Consider the following 22,295-nt stretch of genomic DNA (forward strand, 5'->3'; position numbering starts at 1 on the left):
CTAGCGGACGAAGCCGATGCGCGGGGCGTCGGCGCTGCCGAGCTCCACGTAGGCGAGGTGGGCGGTGACGGCGAGGTGCGTGGCGCCCTTGTCGTCGGTGAACGAGATGAAGGGCGAGGAGTCGCGGACGGCGTCCGTGACGGTCCGCTGGACCTCCTCGGGCGTCTGCTTGGTGGTGAAGGAGAGCTCGCGGGCGGTGTTGACGAGGCCGATACGGATTTCCACGGGAGGTGCCTTTCGATGCGTCGGATGCGACGGTGCCCCCTCAGGCTAGGGCACCCGGATGCGCGGCCCGGCGGCGTTCACTGAGGGCGGACGGGCGGGCGCGGGGCCGGCCCGGGGTGCGCCCTCGGCGGCCGCGTGGCGGGCGGCGATGCGGGGATCGGCCGCCGTCGGGGGCCGCCGGTAGCGTGGGCGCGTGACCATCAGGGGATTCCGCCAGCCGCCAGCCTCCGTCGCCGGCGGACAGATCCCCGAGATGGAGCTGGACCCGTCGCAGCGCGCCGTCGTGGAGCTGCCCGTCGGGGTGAGCGCAGCAGTCATCGGGGCGCCGGGCTCGGGTCGCACCACGACGCTGCGGGAGCTCGTCGCCGAGCGGATCCTCGTCCAGGGCCTCGACCCCGCCGAGGTGCTGGTGCTCGCGCCGTCGCGCGCGGCCGCCACGCGCCTGCGCGACGAGCTCGCGCTCCGCGTGGGGGTGCCCACGCTCGGGCCGCTCGCCCGCACCGCCACGTCCGTCGCCTTCGAGGTGCTCGCGCGCCGCGCCGCCGAGACCGGCACCGAGCCGCCCCGGCTGCTCACGGGCGCCGAGCAGGACCAGATCATCGCCGACCTCCTCGCCGGGCACGAGGAGCTGGGCACCGGGCCCGCGTGGCCGGATCCGCTCGGCGTCGAGGTGCGCCGTCTCCGCGCCTTCCGCACGGAGCTCCGCGAGCTGCTCATGCGCGCGACCGAGGAGGGCGTGCGGCCGGACGCCCTCGCCGAGCTCGGCCGTGCGCACGACGTGCCCGAGTGGATCGCCGCGGCCGCGTTCGCCCGCGAGTACGAGGACGTCGTCGACTCCTTCCGCGGCGACCACCTCGACAGCGCGGAGCTCCTCGCCGAGGCCGTGCTGCTCGTGTCGCGGGGGGAAGCGCTGACGGGGATCCGCCTGGTCGTCGCCGACGACCTGCACGAGGCGACCGTCGCGACCCTGTCCCTCCTCCGGGCGCTCGCCGCGCGCGGTGCCGACGTGGTCGCGTTCGGCGACCCGGACGTCGCGGCGGCCACCTTCCGCGGGGCGGAGGCATCGGCGCTCGGACGCCTCTCCACCGTGCTCGGGCTGCCCGGCCTCCGCACGCTCGTGCTCGACCGGGTGCACCGGCAGCCGCCCGCGCTCCGGGCGCTCACCTCGGCCGTCATGGCGCGCATCGGCGCGGCGGGCGCGGGGCGGCAGCGGCAGGCGGGATCCGCCCCGGGCCTCGACGACGACGCCGACCCGATCCAGATCATCGAGGCGCCGACGCGCGCCCTCGAGCTCGCCCGCCTCGCGCGGCGGCTCCGGGAGGAGCACCTGCTGGGCGGCGTGCCGTGGGCGCGCATGGTCGTGCTGGTGCGCTCCGGATCCCTCGTGCCCCAGGTCGCCCGCAGCCTCGCGACCGCCGAGGTGCCCACGCGCACGGCCGTCGCCGGGCGCGCCCTCCGCGACGATCTCGCCGCGCTCGCCCTCATCCGGGCCGTCGACGTCGTGCTCGGCCGAGTGCCGCTCACGCCGGACATCGCGGCGGAGCTCGCCACGGGTCCACTCGGCGGGCTCGACGGCGTCGCGCTCCGTCGGCTCCGGCTCGCGATGCGGCAGGAGGAGCTCGCGGGCGACGGGCACCGCTCGAGCGACGAGCTGCTCGTCGAGGCGCTCGCCGCGCCCGGCCGGCTCGAGACGCTCGACCTCGCGCCGGCGCGTCGCCTCGGCCGGCTCGCGCGCACGCTGCAGGGGGCCCGCGAGCTCGCATCCGCCGACGGCACCATCGAGGAGCTGCTCTGGCATCTGTGGGAGGGCTCGAAGCTGGCGAAGCCGTGGTTCGAGCAGGCGCTGCAGACGGGCATCGTCGCCGACCAGGCGAACCGCGACCTCGACGGCGTGGTCGCGCTCTTCACGGCCGCGCGGCGGTTCGTCGAACGGAGCCCGGGCCGTCCCGCGTCGGACTTCGTGGAGGAGCTGCTCGGCGCCGAGGTGCCGGAGGACACGCTCTCGCCGCAGCCGCTCGCCGACACCGTGCTGGTCGCCACGCCGTCCGCGGTCGTGGGCGCGGGATACGAGGTGGTCGCGGTCGCGGCCCTGCAGGAGGGCGTGTGGCCGAACCTGCGGCTGCGCGGATCCCTGCTGCACCCCCAGCGCCTCTCCGCCGTCGCACGCGGCCTCGACCGGGCCGACGTCGACGAGCGCGCCGAGGTCCTCGGCGACGAGCTGCGGATGCTCGCGCTCGCCGTCTCCCGTGCGTCCCGCGTCGTGGTGCTCAGCGCGACCGCCAACGACGAGGAGGCGCCGTCGCCGTTCCTCCGCCTCGTGCCGCCCGCGCCCGGCATCGCCGAGGCGGAGGCCGGCGTCGAGTCGGGGCGGGTGGCGAAGGACGCGCCCGCCGCGCTGCGGATCCGCCCGGATCACCCGCTCTCGCTCCGCGGCCTCGTCGGCGCGCTCCGTCGCGAGCTCGCGGTCGTGCACCGCGACGCCGTGCTCCTCGACGACGGCCGGGTCGTCTCGGGCGACCGCACGGCGCGGCGAGCCGCCGACGCCACCCGCGAGCGCGGCCGTGCCGCGGCATCCGCCCTCGCGCGCCTCGCGGCGGAGGGCGTGACGGGCGCGGATCCGGCCGAGTGGTACGGGCTGCGCGAGCCGTCGACCACGGAGCCCGTCGTCGACCTGACCGACCCCGAGGCCCGCGTCCCCGTCTCGCCCTCGCGGCTGGAGGCCTTCGAGCGCTCGCCGCTCAACTGGTTCATCGACCAGGCGTCCGGCGGATCCACGAGCACGGCCATGGGCATCGGCACCATCGTGCACGCCGTCATGGAGGAGGCCAGCCTCGACCCCGAGGCGGATCTCCGCCCGGCCGCCCTCGAGGAGCGCCTCGACGAGCGGTGGGGCGAGCTGCCCTTCGAGTCGCCCTGGGTGGGCGAGCGCGAGCGGCGCCAGGCCGGCGAGCTCATCGCGGGCGTCAGCGGGTACCTCCGCGACTTCGAGGCCCGCGGCGGGCGGATGCTCGCGGCCGAGGGCGGCTTCGAGCTCGAGGTGGGCGTCGCGCGCCTCCGCGGGAAGATCGACCGCATCGAGCTGACGGAGGAGGGCCAGGTGGTCATCGTCGACCTCAAGACCGGGCGGCACTTCCCGACCCGCGCCGAGATCCCGGCGCACGCGCAGCTCGGCTCCTATCAGCTGGCGTACGTCGAGGGCTCGCTCGAGCAGGTGCCCGCCGGCACGCCGTCCGGCGGCGCGAAGCTGCTGTACGTCTCCGGCGGCACGCGCGGCCTGCCGTACCGCGAGCTGCCGCAGGAGCCGCTCACCCGCGAGGAGCTCGACGGGTTCCGGGCGCGCATCGCCGAGGCGGCCACGGGCATGGCGGGTGCGACCTTCGACGGCACGCCGGATCTGGGGGAGCGGGATCCGGGGTCGGCCAGGCGGTACCGCATCCACCTCGTGCGGGCGGTGTCGGCGTGAGCGGCGACGGCGCTGCCGGCGTCGGGACCACCGGCGCGGGCGGCGGCGGCGTGATCAGCGCCCGCCGCATCGCCGAGGCGCTCGACCTGCCGAGCCCCACCGAGCAGCAGCGGCGCGTCATCGAGTCGCCGCTCGAGCCCGGCCTCGTGGTCGCGGGCGCCGGCAGCGGCAAGACCGAGACGATGGCGAGCCGCGTGGTGTGGCTGCTCGCCAACGGGCACGTCGGGGTCGAGGAGATCCTCGGCCTCACCTTCACGCGCAAGGCCGCGGGGGAGCTCGGGGTGCGGATCCGCGCCCGCATCGAGCAGCTGCAGCAGGCCGGGCTCGCGGCCGTGCCCGCGGACGCGTTCGCCACGCCCACCGTGCAGACCTACAACGCGTTCGCGAACGGCATCTTCCGCGACAGCGCCACCCTCATCGGCCGCGAGGCGGAGTCGGTCGTGCTCACGGAGGCGTCCGCCTGGCAGCTCGCGCGCCGCCTCGTCGTCGAGAGCACCGACCCGCGGCTGCTGGAGCTCGGACGCGGGGTGGATCCCATCACGCAGGCCGTCATCTCCCTGAGCCGGGCCATGAGCGAGAACGTCGCGGACCCGGCCGAGGTCGTGCGGCTCGCCGGGTCGTTCACGGGCCTCGCGGAGCTGCCGTTCGGATCCGCCCGGATCAGGAAGGCCCCGGCGGCCGAGGCGGTCGCCGCGGTCGGCGCGCTGCCGCCGCTCGTCGACCTCGCCGTGCGGTTCCAGGAGGAGAAGACCCGGCGCGGGCTCGTGGAGTACAGCGACCAGGTCGCGTTCGCGCTCGCCATCTGCGAGCGGGTGCCGCAGGTCGTCGCGGAGCACAGGAAGCGGTTCCGCGTCGTGCTCCTCGACGAGTACCAGGACACCTCGGTCGTGCAGACCCGGCTCCTCTCCACGCTCTTCGGCGGCACGCCGGTCATGGCCGTGGGGGATCCGCACCAGTCCATCTACGGCTGGCGCGGCGCGAGCGCGGCGAATCTCGCGCGCTTCGGCGCCGACTTCGCGCCGACCGGCGCCGCCTCCGCCGACGTGCCCGTCTACGCGCTCTCCACCAGCTGGCGGAACCCGGCCTCCGTGCTCGGCGCGGCGAACCGCATCGTCGAGCCGCTGACCGCGGCCTCCCGGATCCCCGTCGCGCGCCTCGAGCCCCGGCCCGACGCGGGCGACGGCCGGCTCGACGTCGCGTACGAGGAGACGGTCGCCGACGAGGCCGCGAGCGTCGCCGCGTGGTTCGCCGACCGGCTGCGGCAGACCGGATCCGACGGCCGCCCCCGCTCGGCCGCCATGCTGTGCCGCTCGCTCAAGACCATCGAGCCGTTCACCACGGCGCTCGCCGACCGGGGCGTGCCGTTCCGTGTGCTCGGCCTCGGCGGCCTGCTCGACCAGCCCGCCGTCGTCGACCTCGTGTGCGTCCTCCGCGTGCTCCACGACCCCACCGCGGGCAGCGAGCTCGTGCGCCTCCTCACAGGCGCGCGCTGGCGCATCGGGACCAAGGACGTGCACGCGCTCAGCCGCGTCGCCTCCTGGCTCATGTCCCGGGATCACGCGCAGAAGCCGCTCGCCGAGGAGGTGCGCGACGGCCTCCGGGCCTCCGTGGTGCCGGACGAGGTCGGGTCCGTCGTCGACGCGCTCGACTTCGTCGTCGACGCCCGCGACGGCCACACCGCGCTCGCCGGGTTCAGCGCCGAGGGCCTCGCGCGCCTCCGTGCCGCGGGCCGCCAGCTGCAGGTGCTGCGCTCCCGCGTCGGGCTCGACCTGGTGGACCTCGTCACGGTCGTCCAGCAGGAGCTGCTCCTCGACATCGAGGTCGCCGCCAACGAGACGGATCCGCTCGGCCGCGCGAGCCTCGAGGCCTTCACCGAGCAGGTGGCCGGCTACCTCCAGGGCGACTCCGCCGGCACGCTCGGCCCGTTCCTCGCGTGGCTCGCCGAGGCCGAGCGGCGTGACAACCTCGCGCCGCGCACCGAGGAGCCGGAGCCCGGCACGGTGCAGATCCTCACGATCCACGGCTCGAAGGGCCTCGAGTGGGACGTCGTGGCCGTGCCGCGCATGGTCGAGGGCGAGCTGCCCGGCACGCTCCGGGAGAAGCGCGGCTGGGTCGCGTTCGGCGCCCTGCCCTTCGAATTCCGCGGCGACTCCGCCGAGCTGCCGTCGCTGGCGTGGCGCGGCGCGGAGACGCAGAAGGAGTTCGCCGAGGCGATGGAGGCGTTCGGCGAGGAGCTCGAGGAGCGCAACGCCGCCGAGCAGCGGCGGCTCGCGTACGTCGCGATCACGCGCACGCGGTCCGACCTGCTGCTGAGCGGCTCGTTCTGGTCGACGCAGCAGAAGCCGCGGGGTCCCGGGGCGTTCCTGCGCGAGATCCAGCAGGTGGGCCTCATCGCGCCTGACGCGCTGCCCGAGGCGCCCGAGCTGGAGGAGAACCCGCTCGAGCCCGGATCCGCGCGCGTCGCCTGGCCGCTGCCGCCGCTCGGCCCCCGCGAGGCCCGCGTGCGCGCCGCCTCCGATGCCGTCGCCGACGCGGACCCGGGCGCGGAGACCGTGTGGACCCGCGACATCGACCTGCTCCTCGCCGAGCGCGACGCCCGCGCACGTGACGCCGAGCTCGTCGACCTGCCCACGCGCATCCCGGCGTCGCGCTTCAAGGACTTCGTGAGCGACCCCGCGGGCGTCGCCGCGCGCCTGCGCCGCCCCATGCCCGAGCGCCCGTATCGGCAGACCCGGCTCGGCACGCTCTTCCACGGCTGGGTCGAGGCCCGCTACGGGCCCGCGGGCACGGCCGACGTCATCGACGCGTCCGGCGTCGAGCTGGATGCGGATCCGACCGAGCCGCCCGTGGAGCAGGAGGACCTCGACCGGCTGCGCGCGACCTTCGAGGCGAGCGAGTGGGCGAGCAGGAAGCCCGAGGAGGTCGAGGTCGAGATCCACATGGAGCTCGCCGGGCAGGTCGTCATCTGCAAGATCGACGCGGTGTTCCTCATCGACGGCCGCTACCGCGTCGTCGACTGGAAGACCGGCCGCACCCCGAAGGACGCCGCCGACCTCGAGCTCAAGCAGCTCCAGCTCGCCCTCTACCGCCTCGCCTTCGCGAAGTGGCGGGGCATCGACCCCGACCTCATCGACGCCGAGTTCTACTTCGTCGCGGAGGGCCGGTCCCTGAAGCCGGAGCGGCTCTACTCCGAGGAGGACCTGGTGGGGCTCTGGTCGGGTGCGCGCACGCCCGACGCGTCGCGTGCGCCGTCGGGGGAGACGGTGGGCTGAGGCCGGGAGTCGAGCATCTCCTCGACCTGGTCGACGTCCATCACCGGCAGCGTCTCGTGCGCGATGCGCTGGCCCTCGTCGGCGCGCACCGTGTCGACGAGCGCGCTGAGCATGTTGACGGCGTCGTCGATGATGCCCTGGTTGCGCGTGTCCGTCCCGTGCAGCAGCCAGCGGGCGATCTCGAGCTCGGCGTAGAGGAGCGCCCGCTGCTTGAGCTGGCGGTCGACCGTCACGTGGTGCGCCTGGTTGTAGGCGCGGAAGACGCTCTCGGCGACGTGCTCGGCGCGCGCGCCCAGCACCCAGTGCAGGTCGTGAGCGGGGTCCGCGACCCGCAGCTCCGACCAGCCGATCATGCCCGTCACGTCGTCGCCGTCGACGAGGAACGAGGAGGCCTGCACGGCGCCGTTCACGACGGCCGGCTGGAACTGCCAGAGCGACGCGTCGTCGAGCGCCTCCTCCCAGCGCGAGAGCAGCAGGCTCGGCACGAGCGCGGTGGCGGCGGCCCGGTCGATGAGGGCCGCGGTCTGGCTGTGGATCTCCGCGGCCGAGAGCACGGGCAGCCCCGCGTCGGCGACGAACCCGGTCGGCAGGCTGTGCACGGCGGAGACGGCGGCGCCGATGGAGCGCGCGAGGCCGTCGCCCGCGGGGATCTCGTCGAGCGAGATGACCCGTCCCGGCACGTGCCCGTAGACGAAGCCGCGGGTGGGCTTGATGGGCGCCTGCCCCAGGAACTCGGGCACCTGAAACGGCAGCCGCGAGCGGATCCCGGTGCTCAGCGCCCGCAGCGCGACGAGGTCCGCGGACTGCTCGGACTCGGCGGCCTGCGTGGTCGGCACGCGCACGAGGAGCTCGCGGCCGTCCCGAGTGGTGAGGAGCGCGGAGTCGAAGTCGCCGGCGCCGCCTGCCGTGAACGGGGTGCTGCGGACCACGTCGAGCCCCGAGACGGCCGAGGTCGCCAACGCGGCTAGAGTGAGGTGGGATCTGGCCATGCCTTACAGGTTAGGTCGCTGGGAGCCCTCCGTCTCACCGCGCCACGCGCTTCCGGCCCCGCGCACCGTGGGCGGATCACGACGCATGACGTCCCGCCCCTCGGCCCGTCCGCCCTCGAAGTCGATTGGTCCCCCGTGCTCGACAGCTTCCTCTCCCGCCTGCCCCTGTCCCGCGAGGGCGTCGACCGCGACGGCCTCAACCGCGACTCGCCCGCCCTCTTCGACGAGCTGTGGGCGGATCCGGCCACGCGCGTCCTCGCGCTCCACGGTCACCGCGCGCTGGGATCCGCAGCCGACGGCAGCGCCGCGCTCGACCTGCTGCCGGTCGACCGGGTCACCGCCGCGACCGTCCGCATCTACCTCGGCCGTACGACCATCGCGCACGAGGGGGAGCCGGTCGGCACGCCCGTCGTCGCCGCGGTCCTCACCGACGCCGCGGCCGCCGAGCTCGAGCCCGCCGATGCGCGCTGGCTGGAGCTGCGGACGACCGCTACGCAGCTCGACGACCGTGACGCCGCGCTGTTCACGGGCGCGCTCGCCACCGCGAACTGGCACGCCTCCCACCCGTTCTCGCCGAAGACGGGCGAGCCGACCGTCGTCGAGCAGGGCGGCTGGGTGCGCCGCGCGCCCTCCGACGGCTCGCAGGTCTTCCCGCGCACCGACGCCGCCGTGATCATGGGCGTCGTCGACCAGGACGACCGCCTCCTCCTCGGCGCCAACGCCATGTGGGGCGGCGACCGCTACTCGCTGCTCGCGGGCTTCGTCGAGCCGGGGGAGTCGTTCGAGGCCGCCGTGAAGCGCGAGGTGCTCGAGGAGTCCGGCATCACGGTCGAGGATCCCCGCTACCTCGGCAGCCAGCCGTGGCCGTTCCCCGCGTCCGTCATGGTGGGCTTCCTCGCGCGGGTCGCCGCGTCGAGCGGACCCGCGACCCCGGACGGCGTCGAGATCGTCGACCTGCGCTGGTTCAGCCGCGAGGAGCTGCGCGCGTCGCTCGGCGAGATCGCGCTGCCCGGCCCGTCGTCCATCGCGCGCGCCATCATCGAGGAGTGGTACGGCGGACCCCTCGAGGACGGCGAGCGGGAGTGGTGATCCGCCGATCGTGACCGACCAGCTCGTCCCCGGCACGCCCGGGCGCGACCCCTACGGGTCGGCCGCGCCGGGCGCCCTCCCCGCGCCCGTCTCCCTCGGCCCCGCGACCGCGGACGAGCCCGTGGAGGAGGCGCCATCCGCGGAGTCCCTGCTCGAGGCGCTCGACGACCAGCAGAGGCTCGCCGCCGAGGCGCTCCTCGGGCCCGTCGTCGTGCTCGCGGGTGCCGGCACGGGCAAGACGCGGGCCATCACGCACCGCATCGCCTACGGGATCCAGGCCGGCGTCTACCCGCCCAACCGCGTCATGGCGCTGACCTTCACCTCGCGCGCCGCGGCGGAGCTGCGCGGTCGCCTGCGCGAGCTCGGCGCCGGACCCGTGGCGGCGCGCACCTTCCACGCCGCGGCCCTCAAGCAGCTCAACTTCTTCTGGCCGCAGGTGGTCGGCGGCACGATGCCGCGTCTCATCGAGAGCAAGGGGCGGATGCTCGGCCACGCCGCCGAGTCGCTCCGCCTCCGCCTCGACACGGCCGCGCTCCGCGACATGGCCGCCGAGGTCGAGTGGCGGAAGGTCTCGATGATCTCCGTCGAGGAGTACGGCCTCGCGGCGCGCACCACGCGCACGCTGCCGCCGCAGCTCGACGCCGACCAGGCCGTCGCGCTCCTCCAGGCCTACGAGGACATCAAGGACCAGCGCCGCCAGCTCGACTTCGAGGACGTGCTGCTCGCGACCGCGGGCATGATCGAGGCGGAGCCATGGGTCGCGCAGCAGGTGCGCGAGCAGTACCGCTTCTTCGTGGTCGACGAGTACCAGGACGTCTCGCCGCTGCAGCAGACGATCCTCGACCTCTGGATGGGCGACCGCCGCGACCTCTGCGTCGTCGGCGACGCGAGCCAGACCATCTACTCGTTCGCGGGCGCGAAGAGCGCGTACCTCCTCGACTTCGCGTCGCGGTTCCCCGAGGCGACCGTCGTGCGGCTGGAGCGGAACTACCGGTCGACCTCGGGCATCACGGAGGCGGCGAACCGGCTGATGCGCGGCCGACCCGGCGCGCTGACGCTGGCCTCGGCCGACGCGGATCCGGACGGCGACGGCACGGGCACGGCCTCCTCGCGTGCGAAGGGCCGCGGATCCGCCGCCGTCCCCGGCCGCGGCGAGGGCTTCCGCGCGCCGCAGGTGAGCGCGTTCCCGTCCGACGGCGCCGAGGCGCGGGCGATCGCGGGCGCGATCGCCCAGCAGATCGCCTCGGGCATCGCGCCCGAGGACATCGCCGTGCTCTACCGCATGAACGGCCAGTCCGCGGTGCTCGAGCAGGCGCTGGGCGACGCGGGCGTCAGCTACCAGGTGCGCGGATCCCAGCGGTTCTTCGACCGCCCCGAGATCAAGCAGGCGCTCCTCGCGCTGCGTGGCGCGTCCGTGTCCATCTCGGGCGAGCCGCTCTTCAAGTCGGTGAGCGACGTGCTCCGCGGCCTCGGATGGAGTCAGGCGCCGCCGGAGCAGCCGGGCGCCGTGCGCGACCGCTGGGAGTCGCTCGACGCGATCATGGGCCTCGCCGAGCGGATGCCCGCGGGCAGCACCTTCCGCGCCTTCACCGACGAGCTGCTCGAACGGCAGGCGGGCCAGCACGAGCCGACCGTCTCGGCCGTCACGCTCGCGACGCTGCACTCCGCCAAGGGCCTCGAGTGGGAGCACGTCTACCTGATGGGGCTGAGCGAGGGGCTCGTGCCCATCAGCTACGCGCAGACGCTCGAGGCGGTGGACGAGGAGCGGCGCCTCCTCTACGTGGGGATCACGCGCGCGCGCTCCGGGCTGCGGCTGTCCTGGAGCCGCAGCGGACCGCATCGGTCGGGGCAGCGGGAGCCGTCGCGGTTCCTGGCAGAGCTCGACACCCGCATCGCGGGTGGGGGCGCGAAGCGCGGCGCGTGACCCGTCCCGTCCGGACATCGAGGACCGCCTGGTGCGCCTGGAGCGCGTTCTCGCCGGTCGTGAGCAGCCGGTCGGCGGGCCGCGCGGCGAGGGCCGCGAGCTCGGCGGGCACGAGCCCCCGCTCGGATCCGCTGTCGCGCCCGAGCAGCTGGGTCGCGATGGCGGGCCATGCCGGATCCGCGTCCCGGCGCGCGAGGTCGAGGCAGTAGCAGCAGACCGTCCGCCCGGGCTCGACGAGCGGGCCGACGACGGCGTGCCGGTCGCCGATGACCACCGGCAGGTGCGGCACGTCCTCCCGGGACCAGCGTCCGTAGACGGCAGGGGCGATGGCGAAGTGCGCGACGATCACGGCGAGGGCGGTGCGCGGATCCGCGTCGCCGGCCATCTGCCGCGGGGCCACGTCGTGCCCGGCACGGGCGAGGGCGTCGGCGATGCGGTCGGCTGTCGGTCCGCCGCCCACGATCGCGACCGGGCCGGTGCGCGTGCGGCGGGGGAGGTCCTCGTCGCGCGGCGGCAGGAGCGCGGGCCGCACCAGGTCGAGCAGCTGCGTGACGTGCGCCGGCGTCGCGCCCTCCGTCGCCGCGATCATGTCGAGCCCGCCGCGGCTGATGCCGCGACCGAGCGCGTCGAGCAGCCGCTCGTCGAGCCGGGACACGGCGCTGAGCACCACGGGCGGACGGTCGACGCCGAGCTGGAGGGAGTCCGGCGTGCGCCAGACGAGCGGGAGGCGGGGATCGAGTCGGATGGCCATGGGCGCGCAGAGTGCCCGACGGGCGCGGCTCGCGGGGAGCGCGTCCACAGGTCCGACGCGGTCGAAGCGCGGCCGGGCGGACGTGCGCGAGGCCGGCACCGCGGTGGCGGTGCCGGCCTCGCCGGGTGGTGCGGGTCGGGTCTCAGACCGGGCGCGGATCCGTCCCGGGCGCGTCGTCCGGACCGTCGCCCGGCTCGGTCGCGCGACCCTGGCCGTCCTCGACGGGGCGGCCGGCGTCGGATCCGCTCAGCAGGTCCTCGAGCGCCTGGTCGACCTCGTCGGGCTCGGGCTCGCCCTGCGTGAGCCGCGCCACGAGCGCGTGCGGCGCGTCGATGTCCTCGGAGGTGGGCAGCACGTCCGGGTGCGACCAGAGCGCGTCGCGCTGCTCCGCCCCGACGCCGTCGGTGACGGCCTGCCACATGGCCGCGGCCTCGCGCAGGCGGCGCGGCCGGAGCTCGAGGCCCACGAGCGTCGCGAACGCGGACTCGGCGGGACCGCCCGTCGCGCGGCGGCGGCGCACCGTCTCGGCGATGGCGGACGCCCGGGGGAGCCGCACCGTCGCGGCGGCGGTCACCACGTCCACCCAGCCCTCGATGAGCGCCAGCATCGTCTCGAGGCGCGCGAGGGCGGCGAGCTGCGCGTCCGTCTTCGGCGGGATGAGGGATCCGTCGACCATGGCCTGGCGGAGCTCCTCGGGGTTCGACGGGTCGAAGCCCTCGGCGAGCGACTCGAGCCGGTCGGTGTCGATGTGCACGCCCTTGGCGAACTCCGTGATGGAGGAGATGAGCTGCAGCCGCAGCCAGCGCGCGTGCCGGAAGAGGCGCGCGTGGGCGAGCTCGCGGACGGCCAGGTAGATCTGCACCTGGTCGTCGGAGACGTCGATCCCCTCGCCGAACGCCGCCACGTTCTGCGGGAGGAGCGCGGCCTGCTGGTCGTCGAGGAGCGGGATGCCGACGTCGCCGCCGGAGACGACCTCCGTGGAGAGCTGCCCGACCACCTGGCCGAGCTGCATCGCGAACAGCGTGCCGCCGAGGTTCCGCATCATGCGGCCGGCGCCCGCGACCATCCCCTGCATCTCCTCGGGCGCGTTCTGCTGGAGCACCTCGGTGAGCGAGTCGGCGATGCTGAGCGCGACGGGCTCGGCGAGCTGGGTCCACACCGGCATCGTGAGCTCGGTCCACTGCGCGCGGGTGATGAGGCGCGGGGCCACCGTGAGCTGGCTGACGTAGGTGACCTCGTCGAGCCACAGCGCCGCGACCTGGAACGCCTGGTCGAGCGGGGCGGACGCGGCGGCGGTGACCTGCGTCTGCTCGGCGGCGGCGAGCTGCCTGGCGCCTTCGCGGGCGACCTTCCAGTCGACGCCGTCGCCGGTGTTGGCGAGCGCGCCCTGGAGCTGCGCGAGGAGCTGGCGGACCATCTCGGGGTCCTGCGGCAGACCCGCGGCACCCGCGAGCTTGTCCGGGTCGATCTGCCCGTCGGCGCCGAGGAACCGCTCCAGCATGCGCCGGAACTCGTCCTCGGGGTTCGGGGTGGGCTCGTCGGCCATGGAGGGTCTCCCGGGGGTCGAGGGGGTCCGGATCGCGGTGCCGCGGCCGGTGGATCCACGCTAGCCCGCGCCCACGGGAAACCCATCCGCATTCGCCTAGGCTGAGCCCTCGCGGCTTCCGCCCGCCGCGAACAGCGGCCGTGAGGGCCGCCCCGACGCCCGTCGTCCGGCCGCCTCCCGGCCCGGCGCGCCCCGACACCGAGGACATCCGGATGAGCCTGTTCGCCCAGCACGCCCCCCGCGCACCCCGGCCCCCGCGCCGCCGCCGTGTCGGCCGCGTGCTCGCCGGCACCGGCGCCGTGCTCGCCCTCGCGCTCGGCCTCATGCCGTCGCCGTACGTCATCGAGCAGCCCGGTCCCGTGTTCGACACCCTGGGCACGAGCGACCACGAGGGCACCGAGCGCCCCCTCATCTCCATCCCCGACCGCACCACGTACCCCACCGACGGCAGCCTCGACATGCTCACCGTCAGCGTCGTCGGCAACCCCGCGCAGCGCCCCGACTGGTTCGCGGTCGTCTCCGCCTGGCTCGACCCGAGCCGCAGCGTCGTCCCCATGGAGGCCGTCTTCCCCGCGGGCCAGACGGCCGAGGATCGCGACGCGCAGAACCAGGTCCAGATGACCGACTCGCAGCAGGACGCCGTCGCCGCCGCCCTCACCGAGCTCGGCATCCAGGTGCCGCGCACCCTGCAGGTGCAGAGCGTCGTCGACGGGTCCCCGGCCGACGGGCCCCTCCGCACGGGCGACGCGATCCGCACGGTCGACGGCGCCGACGTGGTCGACCTCGCCGACCTGCAGGCGCGCGTCGCGGCCGCCGGCACGACCACGCCGCTGTCCTTCGGGATCACGCGCGACGGCCAGGACAGCACGGTCGAGGTCACGCCCGCCGAGCGCGAAGGCCGCCCCGTCATCGGCATCGTCACCTCCACCTCGTACGAGTTCCCGTTCGAGGTCGACATCCAGCTCGACGACGTCGGCGGTCCGAGCGCGGGGATGATGTTCGCGCTCGGGATCATGGACAAGCTCGAGGAGGGCTCGCTCACCGGCGGCAAGGCCATCGCCGGCACGGGCACGATCGACGCGGGCGGCACGGTCGGCCCCATCGGCGGGATCCGGCAGAAGCTCTTCGGCGCCGAGCGCGCCGGCGCCGAGTACTTCCTGGCGCCCGCCGACAACTGCGACGAGGTGCGCGGGCACGTGCCCGACGGCCTGCGCGTCTTCTCCGTCTCGACGCTCGACGACTCGCTCGCGGCGCTCGCCGCCATCTCCACCGGCGGGGACCTGGACGCGCTGCCCACCTGCTGAGACAGCAGGAGGCCGACGGCGTCCACCGGTGCTCGCGAGGTCCCCCTTACCAGACGGGAACCCCTGATCGCTCGCAGGTACCTGGCAACCGCCCCGCCTAGGATGAGGACTCCGCTGTCCTACGACTCTGAGGCACATCTGTGACTAGCACATCCGCCCGGCCCGCCAGACGGAGCCGAGCCCCCCTCGCCATCACCGCGGCCATCATCGCAGCGCTGGTGATCGCGTTCTTCATCTTCGCCGGCTTCTACGCCGACGTCCTCTGGTACGACCAGCTGGGCTACCTCGGGGTGCTGCTCACGCAGTGGGGCGCGGGCATCGCGCTGTTCCTCGTCGGGTTCCTCGCCATGGCGATCCCGGTGTTCGTCAGCATCCAGGTCGCGTACCGCTCACGGCCCGTCTACGCGAAGCTCAACTCGCAGCTCGACCGCTACCAGCAGGTCGTCGAGCCGCTGCGCCGCCTCGCCATGTTCGCGATCCCCGCGGTCTTCGGCCTCTTCGCGGGCGTCTCGGCCTCGAGCGGCTGGCAGCGCACGCTGCTGTGGCTCAACCGCACGCCCTCCGGCACGGTGGATCCGCAGTTCCAGCTCGACACTTCCTTCTACATGTTCGAGCTGCCCTTCTACCACGCGGTCGTCGGCTTCGCGTCGGCGGTCGTCATCATCTCGATGCTCGGCGTCCTCGCCACGAGCTACCTCTACGGCGCCGTGCGGTTCACGGGCCGCGAGGTGCGCATCTCCAAGAGCTCGCGCATCCAGATCGCGATCACCGCGGGCGTCTACTTCCTGCTGCAGGGCGTGAGCATCTGGCTCGACCAGTACTCGTCGGTGGTCAACAACGCGAACGGCGGGCTGTTCACGGGTGCCGCGTACTCGGACGTGAACGCGGTCATCCCCGGTCGCGCGATCCTCGCCGGCATCGCCGGCGTCGTGGCGCTGTTCTTCATCGTCACGGCCGTCATCGGCCGCTGGCGCCTGCCGATCATCGGCACCGCCGGCCTGATCGTCGCCAGCATCCTCGTCGGCACGGCCTACCCGGCCATCGTGCAGCGCTTCCAGGTGGAGCCCAACGAGCGCGCGCTCGAGTCGCAGTACTACGAGCGCAACATCGAGGCGACGCGGCAGGCCTACGGCCTCGCGGACATCGAGGAGATCCCCTACGACGCGACCACGGACACCACCCCGGGCGCGCTCCGCGAGGACGCCGCGACGACGGCGAACATCCGCATCCTCGACCCCGCTGTCGTGGGCGACGCGTTCAGCCAGCTGCAGCAGTTCCGGCAGTACTACCAGTTCGGCGACAACCTCGACGTCGACCGGTACCAGATCGACGGCCGCGTGCAGGACACGGTGGTCGCGGTCCGTGAGCTGAGCCCCACCAACACGGGCACGTCGTGGGTCAACCAGCACCTCGTCTACACGCACGGCTACTCGCTCGTCGCGGCGTACGGAACGCAGCGCACCTCCGACGGCCAGCCCGTGTTCCTCGAGTCGGGCATCCCCGCCTCGGGTGACCTGGGGGACTTCGAGCCGCGCGTGTACTTCGGCGAGAACTCGCCCGACTACTCCATCGTCGGCGGACCCGAGTCGGGCGACAAGGTGGAGCTGGACTACCCGTCCGGCGTCGACGGCGCGGACGAGACGTACACGACGTTCCAGGGCGACGGCGGGCCGAAGGTCGACAACGTCTTCAAGCGCCTCATCTACGCGCTGAAGTTCCAGTCGGAGCAGATCTTCCTGGCCAACCAGATCAACGACCAGTCGCAGATCATCTACGACCGCGACCCGGCGGAGCGCGTCGGCAAGGTCGCGCCGTACCTCACCATCGACAAGGACCCGTACCCCAGCGTCGTCGACGGCCGCGTGGTGTGGATCGTCGACGGATACACGACGAGCGACCAGTACCCGTACTCGCAGCGCCAGGACATGAGCCGCCTCATCGCGGACTCGCAGCAGACGCAGCCGCTCGTGCCGACGGATCAGATCAACTACATCCGCAACTCGGTCAAGGCCACGGTCGACGCCTACGACGGCAAGGTCACGCTCTACGCGTGGGACACCGACGACCCGATCCTCAAGACGTGGCAGAAGGTGTTCCCCTCGACCCTCAAGCCGATCTCGGACATCTCCGGCGAGCTCATGAGCCACCTGCGCTTCCCCGCGGACATGTTCAAGGTGCAGCGCGCGGTCCTCGGCAAGTACCACGTGACGGATCCCGGCTCGATCTACTCGAACCAGGACCTCTGGACCACGCCGAACGACCCGACCGCCACCACCGAGGCGGGCACCCCGGCGAGCCTCCAGCCGCCGTACTACCTGACCATGCAGATGCCGGGTCAGGACGCACCGCGGTTCTCGCTGTACTCGACCTTCATCCCGCCGGCCACGCAGGACACCTCCCGGAGCGTGCTCACGGGCTACCTCGGGGTCGACTCGGATGCGGGCAGCACGGCGGGGGAGAAGGCGGCCGACTACGGGAAGCTGCGTCTGCTGACGCTGCCGAACGACGACACCATCCCGGCGCCGACGCAGATCCAGAACAACTTCAACTCCGACACGAACGTGGCGAACCAGCTCAACCTGCTGGAACGCGGCGGGCGCACGAGCGTGGTGCGCGGCAACCTGCTGACCCTCCCGGTCGGCGGCGGCCTGCTCTACGTGCAGCCCGTGTACGTCCGCTCGACGGGCGACACGAGCTACCCGCTGCTCCGCAAGGTGCTGGTGGCGTTCGGCGACAAGATCGCGTTCGAGGACACGCTGGACGCGGCCCTCGACAGCATCTTCGAGGGCGACTCGGGAGCCACGGCCGGTGACGAGGACGTCGTGCCCACGACGCCCGTCGACGGCGGCACGGGAGACGGGGCCACCGACGGCGCGACGGACGGGGGCACGGGATCCACGCCCACGCCCGCGCCGACGACCTCGCCCTCGGCTCCCGCGCAGGACGTGCAGGCAGCGCTCGACGCGGCCAACACGGCCCTGCAGGAGCGGCAGGCCGCGTACGCGTCCGGCGACCTCGTGGCCGCCGCGCAGGCGGACCAGCGGTTCACCGAGGCCGTGCAGCGCGCGTACGAGCTGAGCCAGCAGCAGTAGCGAACAGCTGCTGACCAGGACGGCCCCGGCGGCCCCGCGATGCGGGTGCCGCCGGGGCCGTCCTGGTAGGGGGAAGGGCATCCGGCGGGTCGGATGTGCGCGGTGCCGCGCACGTGGTCATGAGCACCTCGGAGGTCTGGTAATGTATTCCTCGTAGCGCGGGGTGGAGCAGTTCGGTAGCTCGCTGGGCTCATAACCCAGAGGTCGTAGGTTCAAATCCTGCCCCCGCAACAAGATGAAGGCCCGGTCTCCTCGAGACCGGGCCTTCTGCTTTTCCTGGACGCGAGTCAGCGCGTCCGGAGGCGCCCGCTAGCGGGCGAGGAGAGCGTACACGGCCGCGAGGATCTCCGGCACCTCGGTGCGGGTCGTGTAGTCCACGTGCACGTCGGCGAAGGACACGCGTCGGTCGGCGTCCACCACGATCACGGTGGGGAACGGGATGTCGCCGGTGCCGTCCGCATTGCTGTCCGCGACGTCGAACCCGAGCTGCGCGTGAGCCTCGCGGGCCTCGGGGGTCGGCTCGGTGAGGAGGCCGAGCGCGCGGACGAACGCGTTGGACGGATCCGACAGCACGGCGAAGTCGAGCCCGCCGCCGGCGACGGCCTGTGCGCTGCCCTCCGGTGTCTGCGGACTGACGGCGACGAGGGTCGCGCCACGCTCGCGCAGGGCGGGCAGCAGCTCGGCCTGGTACTGCCGGAGGGTGAGGTTGCAGTACGGGCACCAGGCGCCGTGGTAGAGCACGATCACCGCGGGGCCGGAGCCGAGGGCGGCATGCAGGTCGACCTCCGCGCCGTCGGGATCCACCAGGGTCGCGGCGGGGAGCGCGTCGCCGGGGGAGACCGCGCCGGACGGGACGCCGCCCTCCCGGAGAGCCCGCTGCTCCGCGGCGAAGACGGCGGAGAGGTCCGGGCCGATCTGCTCGGCGAAGCCGCGGTCGAAGTCGGCGATCTGCGCCTGGATGGTCGTGTCGGTCATGGTGTCTCCTCGGTCCGTCGGGTCGGTGCGGCCACGGTAGGCGGGCCCGCCGGGAGGTCGGCCTGAGGCGCGTCACACGGCGTCACGACCGACATCGAGCGGATGGGTGCAGGACATGCGAGGCGCTAGTGTCCGGGCGGATTCGGCCGCGCACCTGCCGAATCGAAGTCGTAGCCCGTAGCCCGTAGTGGGCACTGAGCTGGAATTCAGACATCATGTCTCACCGTGTTTCCTTCGCGTGGCAGGCCTCTGAAGGTTGTGGCGTTGAGTCGGCGTCAATCGTCTAAAGTAGGCACATGAGCACCTTATCGAAGACTATAGCTAGAGCTGGTTTGGCTTATAGTGAATCAGCTTACGGTCTTAATTTATTTGTGCGTGAGTCACTTAGGGCGGTCGTGGCAGCATCTGAGCAAGCGGCCGAGATTCAGAGAAAAATTCAAATTACTCCTCCGGAGGACGGGAACGTCGAGTTTCCTGTCTTTGACCCCAAAGTAGGTGCTCAAATTGATACACTCTCATTCACAAGGGAAGAGTACAACAATCTGCTTGTAACTATGGAGATGGCCCACTCGGCCCGATCAACCCACCCGGAAGTGCTGCTCCAAATGAGCCTCACGCATGCTTGTGCGCTTTGGGACGCTTTGTTTGCCGATGTTGTCCGTGCAACTATCTTGAGCATGCCGCAGCATCTGAAGTCAAAAGAAACTATGACATGGGACGAGATCATCGAACATCAGCTACAAGGTTCTCTTATCGACGTGCTGGCCGAGCGTCGTGTCAGGAAGATCGCCTATTCAGGAGTGCGAGAGCAACTGACGTACATCAAGGAACGCCTTGGCGTAGACCTGCTCTCTAACACAAACGTCAACATCGAGGCTTTGGAGCTTATTCGGTTGAAGCGAAATGCCGTTACGCACAATGGGGCGCGTGTTACCGCTGAGTACGCAGTAAGGGTAGATCTACCCGTTGGACAACCGATCGACTTCACAGAAGGGTCGGCTGCGGCAGATCGAGATCAGCTTCATGGGTCCGGGATGGCGCTCGTCGAGGGTCTGCTGGCGAAATACTGTCCCGAGGAATGGAATGACTAAATAATCTGCGTATTAGTGGGTAGCTTATGGTGCCCTATGTCACACCGCATCGGTGGTGCTTCATCCTGTGATGATGAGTGAAGTGCACGTTCATGCCGCGGTGTGGCCGATATCCATGTGCCCGAGATGCCCATTTTTCATGGTCGCGCTGATCAAGCCGTAGAGACGTAGGCTTCAGCGACCGCGGCGGCCCGGGAGGAGGGCCTGCGCGAGCGGGATCACCGAGACGACCAGCAGCACGGTGCCGAGCACCTCGTCGTCGGGGCGGAGGAGCACGCCGCCCGCGAGGAGCCCGCCGAACACGAGAGCGGAGACCGCGCGGCGGAGGGTGCGCTCCAGGGCACCGACGCGGCGCTCGAGCGTGGGATCGCTGATGGGGAGGGCGCCGTCGTCGATGCGGGTGAGCAGCGCGTCGAGCCGGCCGGGGAGGCGGGCGAGCGTGCCCGCGGTGTCCGAGACGCGCGTGCCGAGGTCGCGCACGACGTTGCCGCGCTCCTCGCGGATGAGGCGCTGCGCGTACGGCTCGACGGAGTCCCAGAGGTTGAACGCGGGATCCAGCGCGCTGCACACGCCCGAGGTGAGCGACATGGCGCGGATGATGAGCAGGAAGTCGTCCGGCAGCTGGAACGGCAGCGTGCGGACCACCTCCTGGAACTCGTTCGCGAAGGCGCGGAACTCCCGCGGATCCACCTCGCGCAGCTCCGCGAAGCCCAGGCCGCCGAAGCGCGCGAAGAGGCGCGTCATGGCGAGCTCGAGCTGCGTGGTGTCCGCGGACGGCAGCAGCACGCCGATGTCGCGGGCCGCGTCGACGAGGCCCTTGCCGTCGCGGGAGGCGGCCGCGATGAGCATCTTGCGCAGGCCTCGGCGGGTGCTCGGCGGCACCTCGCCCATCATCCCGAAGTCGATGAAGGTGAGGGTCCAGCCCTGCGCCACGGAGCCGTCCGTGACGGGCGTGACGAAGACGTTGCCGGGGTGCGGATCCGCGTGGAAGAAGCCGTCGGCGAAGAGCTGGTCGAACATCACGGCGGCGAACACGGGCGCGACCTCGACGGGGTCGATCCCGGCGGCGAGGAGCCCCGCGTGGTCGGTGATCTTGATCGCGGTGACGTCCTCGAGCGTGAGCACGCGGCGGGTGCTGCGCTCCCAGACGATCTCGGGGACGGCCACGCGCTCGTCGGCGGCGAACATCTCCTGGAAGCGCGCGGAGCTGCGCGCCTCATGCAGGTAGTCGATCTCCTCGAGGCTCGTCTCGGCGAACTCCTCCACGAGCGCGGGCGCGTCCACCCGGTCGGACACGAGCCGCACGTGCGTGAGCCAGCCGCCGATGCGGCGGAGCGCGGCGAGGTCGATCCGGACGACGTCGTCGATGCCGGGCCGCTGCACCTTGATGACGGCGCCCGTGAGGCCCGTGTCGGCGGAGTCGAGCGGGCCGAGGATCGCGCGGTGCGCCTGGCCGAGGGACGCGGCGGCGACGGGCGTCTCGTCTACCCACGCGAAGGCGTCGGCGAGGGGCATGCCCAGCTCGCGCTCCGCGAGCGCGCGGATCTCGGGGAAGGGGACCGCAGGCACCTCGTCCTGCAGGTCCTCGAGCTCCGCGGTGATCTCGGGCGGAAGCACGTCGAGCCGCGACGACATGAACTGGCCGACCTTGATCATGAGGCCGCCCAGCTCGACCGCCAGCACGCGGAAGCGGCGGGCGAAGAGCTTCATGCGTCGGGTGCGCGTGCGGTCGGCGATGCGGCGGAGGCCGACGCGGGGGAGGAACAGCTCGTACCACCACGTGACGGCGAGGTTCCAGGCGGCGAAGCGGAGGATCCGGCGGTAGCGGGCGCGCGTCTCCGGGGCGTCGGCCTCGGGATCCGCCCCGGGGACGGCGCCGGCCGTGGCCGCGGTCACTCCCGGGCGAGGATCGCGTAGAGGCGGCGGCGGGCCGCGTCGAGCTCGGTCACGGCCTCGGCGACCTGCGCTGGGGTGCCCGTGCGCTGCACCTGGGCCGCGGCCTGCGCGAGCAAGAGGCCGGCCTTGGGGAGCGCGGAACGGTCGTGGCGGTCGTGCGCGTCATGGCCGTGCTCGGATGCGTCGGCCCACGGGGCGGTGATGCCGTCGCGCGCGACCGCGGACCGGCCGGCCTCCGTGAGCGCCCAGACCTTGCGGCCGTCGGTGGTCTCGGCGGCGATGAGGCCCTCGTCGGCGAGGAGCTGGAGCGTCGGGTAGACGGCGCCGGCGTTCGGGGTCCAGGCGCCTGCGGTGCGCTCCTGGATCTCGTGGATGATGCGGTAGCCGTGCATGGGCTCCTCGGCGAGCAGCGCGAGGACCGCGTGGCGCACGTCGTGCGGGCCGGTGCCGTGCCCGGTCGGGGTGCCGTCGCGCTTCTCGAAGCGGGCGCGGAGCGACTCCATCGCCTGCCACACGCCGTCGGCGGCGTCGCCGAACGCGGATCCTGAGGTGGGGGACGATGCGGCCATGTCGAGCTCCTTGCTGTGGGACGTGCGCGGTGCCTCCGACGATAGGCCGCGCACCTGGTCGCGGACCCGGGAGCGGCCCGTTCGTCAGCGAGCCGACAGGTCCGCGAGG

13 protein-coding genes, 1 tRNA gene and 1 pseudogene are annotated in these 22,295 nt (G+C 72.9%); 8 read left to right on the top strand and 7 right to left on the bottom strand.

The features are described 5' to 3' along the window. Positions 1 to 225: a DUF3107 domain-containing protein gene (locus K0V08_RS01665; protein ID WP_012037881.1), complete on the bottom strand. Its 225-nt coding sequence runs from the start codon at positions 223 to 225 to the stop codon at positions 1 to 3. A gap of 193 nt (positions 226 to 418) precedes the next feature. On the opposite strand from K0V08_RS01665, the gene K0V08_RS01670 reads away from it, so the two are divergent. Together K0V08_RS01670 and K0V08_RS01675 are read left to right on the top strand one after the other, a co-directional pair. Further along, positions 419 to 3,688 (top strand): ATP-dependent helicase, encoded by a 3,270-nt coding sequence (locus K0V08_RS01670; RefSeq protein WP_079532564.1) that lies wholly within the window; start codon positions 419 to 421, stop codon positions 3,686 to 3,688. Further along, a complete protein-coding gene (locus tag K0V08_RS01675) occupies positions 3,685 to 6,960 on the top strand; it encodes an ATP-dependent DNA helicase (protein WP_079532566.1) in 3,276 nt (1,091 codons plus the stop codon). The genes K0V08_RS01670 and K0V08_RS01675 overlap by 4 nt, the downstream gene beginning before the upstream one ends. Here the strand turns inward: K0V08_RS01675 and K0V08_RS01680 are convergent. Continuing rightward, the gene (locus K0V08_RS01680; protein WP_012037884.1) at positions 6,873 to 7,949 is read right to left on the bottom strand and encodes a phosphotransferase; all 1,077 of its coding nucleotides are present in this window, start codon (positions 7,947 to 7,949) and stop codon (positions 6,873 to 6,875) included. The two genes, K0V08_RS01675 and K0V08_RS01680, sit on opposite strands and share 88 nt — an antisense overlap. 135 nt (positions 7,950 to 8,084) lie before the next feature. Here K0V08_RS01680 and nudC point away from each other — a divergent pair, with 135 nt between their 5' ends. Continuing rightward, complete coding sequence (gene nudC / locus K0V08_RS01685; protein WP_012037885.1) at positions 8,085 to 9,038, top strand: NAD(+) diphosphatase; 954 nt, start codon at positions 8,085 to 8,087, stop codon at positions 9,036 to 9,038. Positions 9,039 to 9,048: 10 nt separating this feature from the next. Continuing rightward, complete coding sequence (locus tag K0V08_RS01690; protein ID WP_079532568.1) at positions 9,049 to 10,962, top strand: ATP-dependent helicase; 1,914 nt, start codon at positions 9,049 to 9,051, stop codon at positions 10,960 to 10,962. Here K0V08_RS01690 and K0V08_RS16115 read toward each other — a convergent pair. Further along, positions 10,937 to 11,713: pseudogene (locus K0V08_RS16115) on the bottom strand (TOMM precursor leader peptide-binding protein); the annotation flags it as partial. The gene K0V08_RS01690 and the pseudogene K0V08_RS16115 overlap by 26 nt on opposite strands. Positions 11,714 to 11,855: 142 nt before the next feature. Then, positions 11,856 to 13,259, bottom strand: coding sequence for a zinc-dependent metalloprotease (locus K0V08_RS01700; protein ID WP_012037888.1), 1,404 nt, complete (start codon positions 13,257 to 13,259; stop codon positions 11,856 to 11,858). Positions 13,260 to 13,471: 212 nt separating this feature from the next. Between K0V08_RS01700 and K0V08_RS01705 the strand changes: the two genes are divergently transcribed. The 3 genes from K0V08_RS01705 (at position 13,472) to K0V08_RS01715 (ending at position 17,886) form a co-directional block, all read left to right on the top strand. Further along, the gene (locus K0V08_RS01705) at positions 13,472 to 14,563 is read left to right on the top strand and encodes a YlbL family protein (protein ID WP_079532570.1); all 1,092 of its coding nucleotides are present in this window, start codon (positions 13,472 to 13,474) and stop codon (positions 14,561 to 14,563) included. Positions 14,564 to 14,703: 140 nt separating this feature from the next. Continuing rightward, on the top strand, positions 14,704 to 17,655 hold the full coding sequence (locus K0V08_RS01710; RefSeq protein WP_012037890.1) for a UPF0182 family membrane protein: 2,952 nt from the start codon (positions 14,704 to 14,706) through the stop codon (positions 17,653 to 17,655). A 157-nt stretch (positions 17,656 to 17,812) separates the two neighbouring features. Next, a tRNA-Met gene (locus tag K0V08_RS01715) sits at positions 17,813 to 17,886 on the top strand. Positions 17,887 to 17,964: 78 nt separating this feature from the next. Here K0V08_RS01715 and K0V08_RS01720 read toward each other — a convergent pair. Beyond that, positions 17,965 to 18,630, bottom strand: a complete 666-nt coding sequence (locus K0V08_RS01720) for a peroxiredoxin-like family protein (protein ID WP_079532573.1) — start codon at positions 18,628 to 18,630, stop codon at positions 17,965 to 17,967. A gap of 296 nt (positions 18,631 to 18,926) precedes the next feature. Between K0V08_RS01720 and K0V08_RS01725 the strand changes: the two genes are divergently transcribed. Then, entirely contained in the window at positions 18,927 to 19,721 is a 795-nt protein-coding gene (locus tag K0V08_RS01725) for a hypothetical protein (protein WP_128516948.1), read from the top strand. A 174-nt stretch (positions 19,722 to 19,895) separates the two neighbouring features. Here K0V08_RS01725 and K0V08_RS01730 read toward each other — a convergent pair whose 3' ends face one another. Further along, positions 19,896 to 21,617 (bottom strand): ABC1 kinase family protein, encoded by a 1,722-nt coding sequence (locus K0V08_RS01730; RefSeq protein ID WP_079532575.1) that lies wholly within the window; start codon positions 21,615 to 21,617, stop codon positions 19,896 to 19,898. Beyond that, positions 21,614 to 22,186 (bottom strand): PadR family transcriptional regulator, encoded by a 573-nt coding sequence (locus K0V08_RS01735; protein WP_079532577.1) that lies wholly within the window; start codon positions 22,184 to 22,186, stop codon positions 21,614 to 21,616. The genes K0V08_RS01730 and K0V08_RS01735 overlap by 4 nt, the downstream gene beginning before the upstream one ends. Positions 22,187 to 22,295 lie beyond the last annotated feature (109 nt).

The organism is Clavibacter michiganensis, from assembly GCF_021216655.1.
In the GTDB taxonomy this organism is placed as follows: Bacteria; Actinomycetota; Actinomycetes; order Actinomycetales; family Microbacteriaceae; genus Clavibacter; species Clavibacter michiganensis.

Bases quoted from the DNA above. Each gene is read 5' to 3' on its own strand.
- K0V08_RS01720 (WP_079532573.1), bottom strand. From the start codon at position 18,630: ATGACCGACACGACCATCCAGGCGCAGATCGCCGACTTCGACCGCGGC.
- K0V08_RS01705 (WP_079532570.1), top strand. From the start codon at position 13,472: ATGAGCCTGTTCGCCCAGCACGCCCCCCGCGCACCCCGGCCCCCGCGC.
- K0V08_RS01680 (WP_012037884.1), bottom strand. From the start codon at position 7,949: ATGGCCAGATCCCACCTCACTCTAGCCGCGTTGGCGACCTCGGCCGTC.
- K0V08_RS01700 (WP_012037888.1), bottom strand. From the start codon at position 13,259: ATGGCCGACGAGCCCACCCCGAACCCCGAGGACGAGTTCCGGCGCATG.
- K0V08_RS01735 (WP_079532577.1), bottom strand. From the start codon at position 22,186: ATGGCCGCATCGTCCCCCACCTCAGGATCCGCGTTCGGCGACGCCGCC.
- K0V08_RS01725 (WP_128516948.1), top strand. From the start codon at position 18,927: ATGAGCACCTTATCGAAGACTATAGCTAGAGCTGGTTTGGCTTATAGT.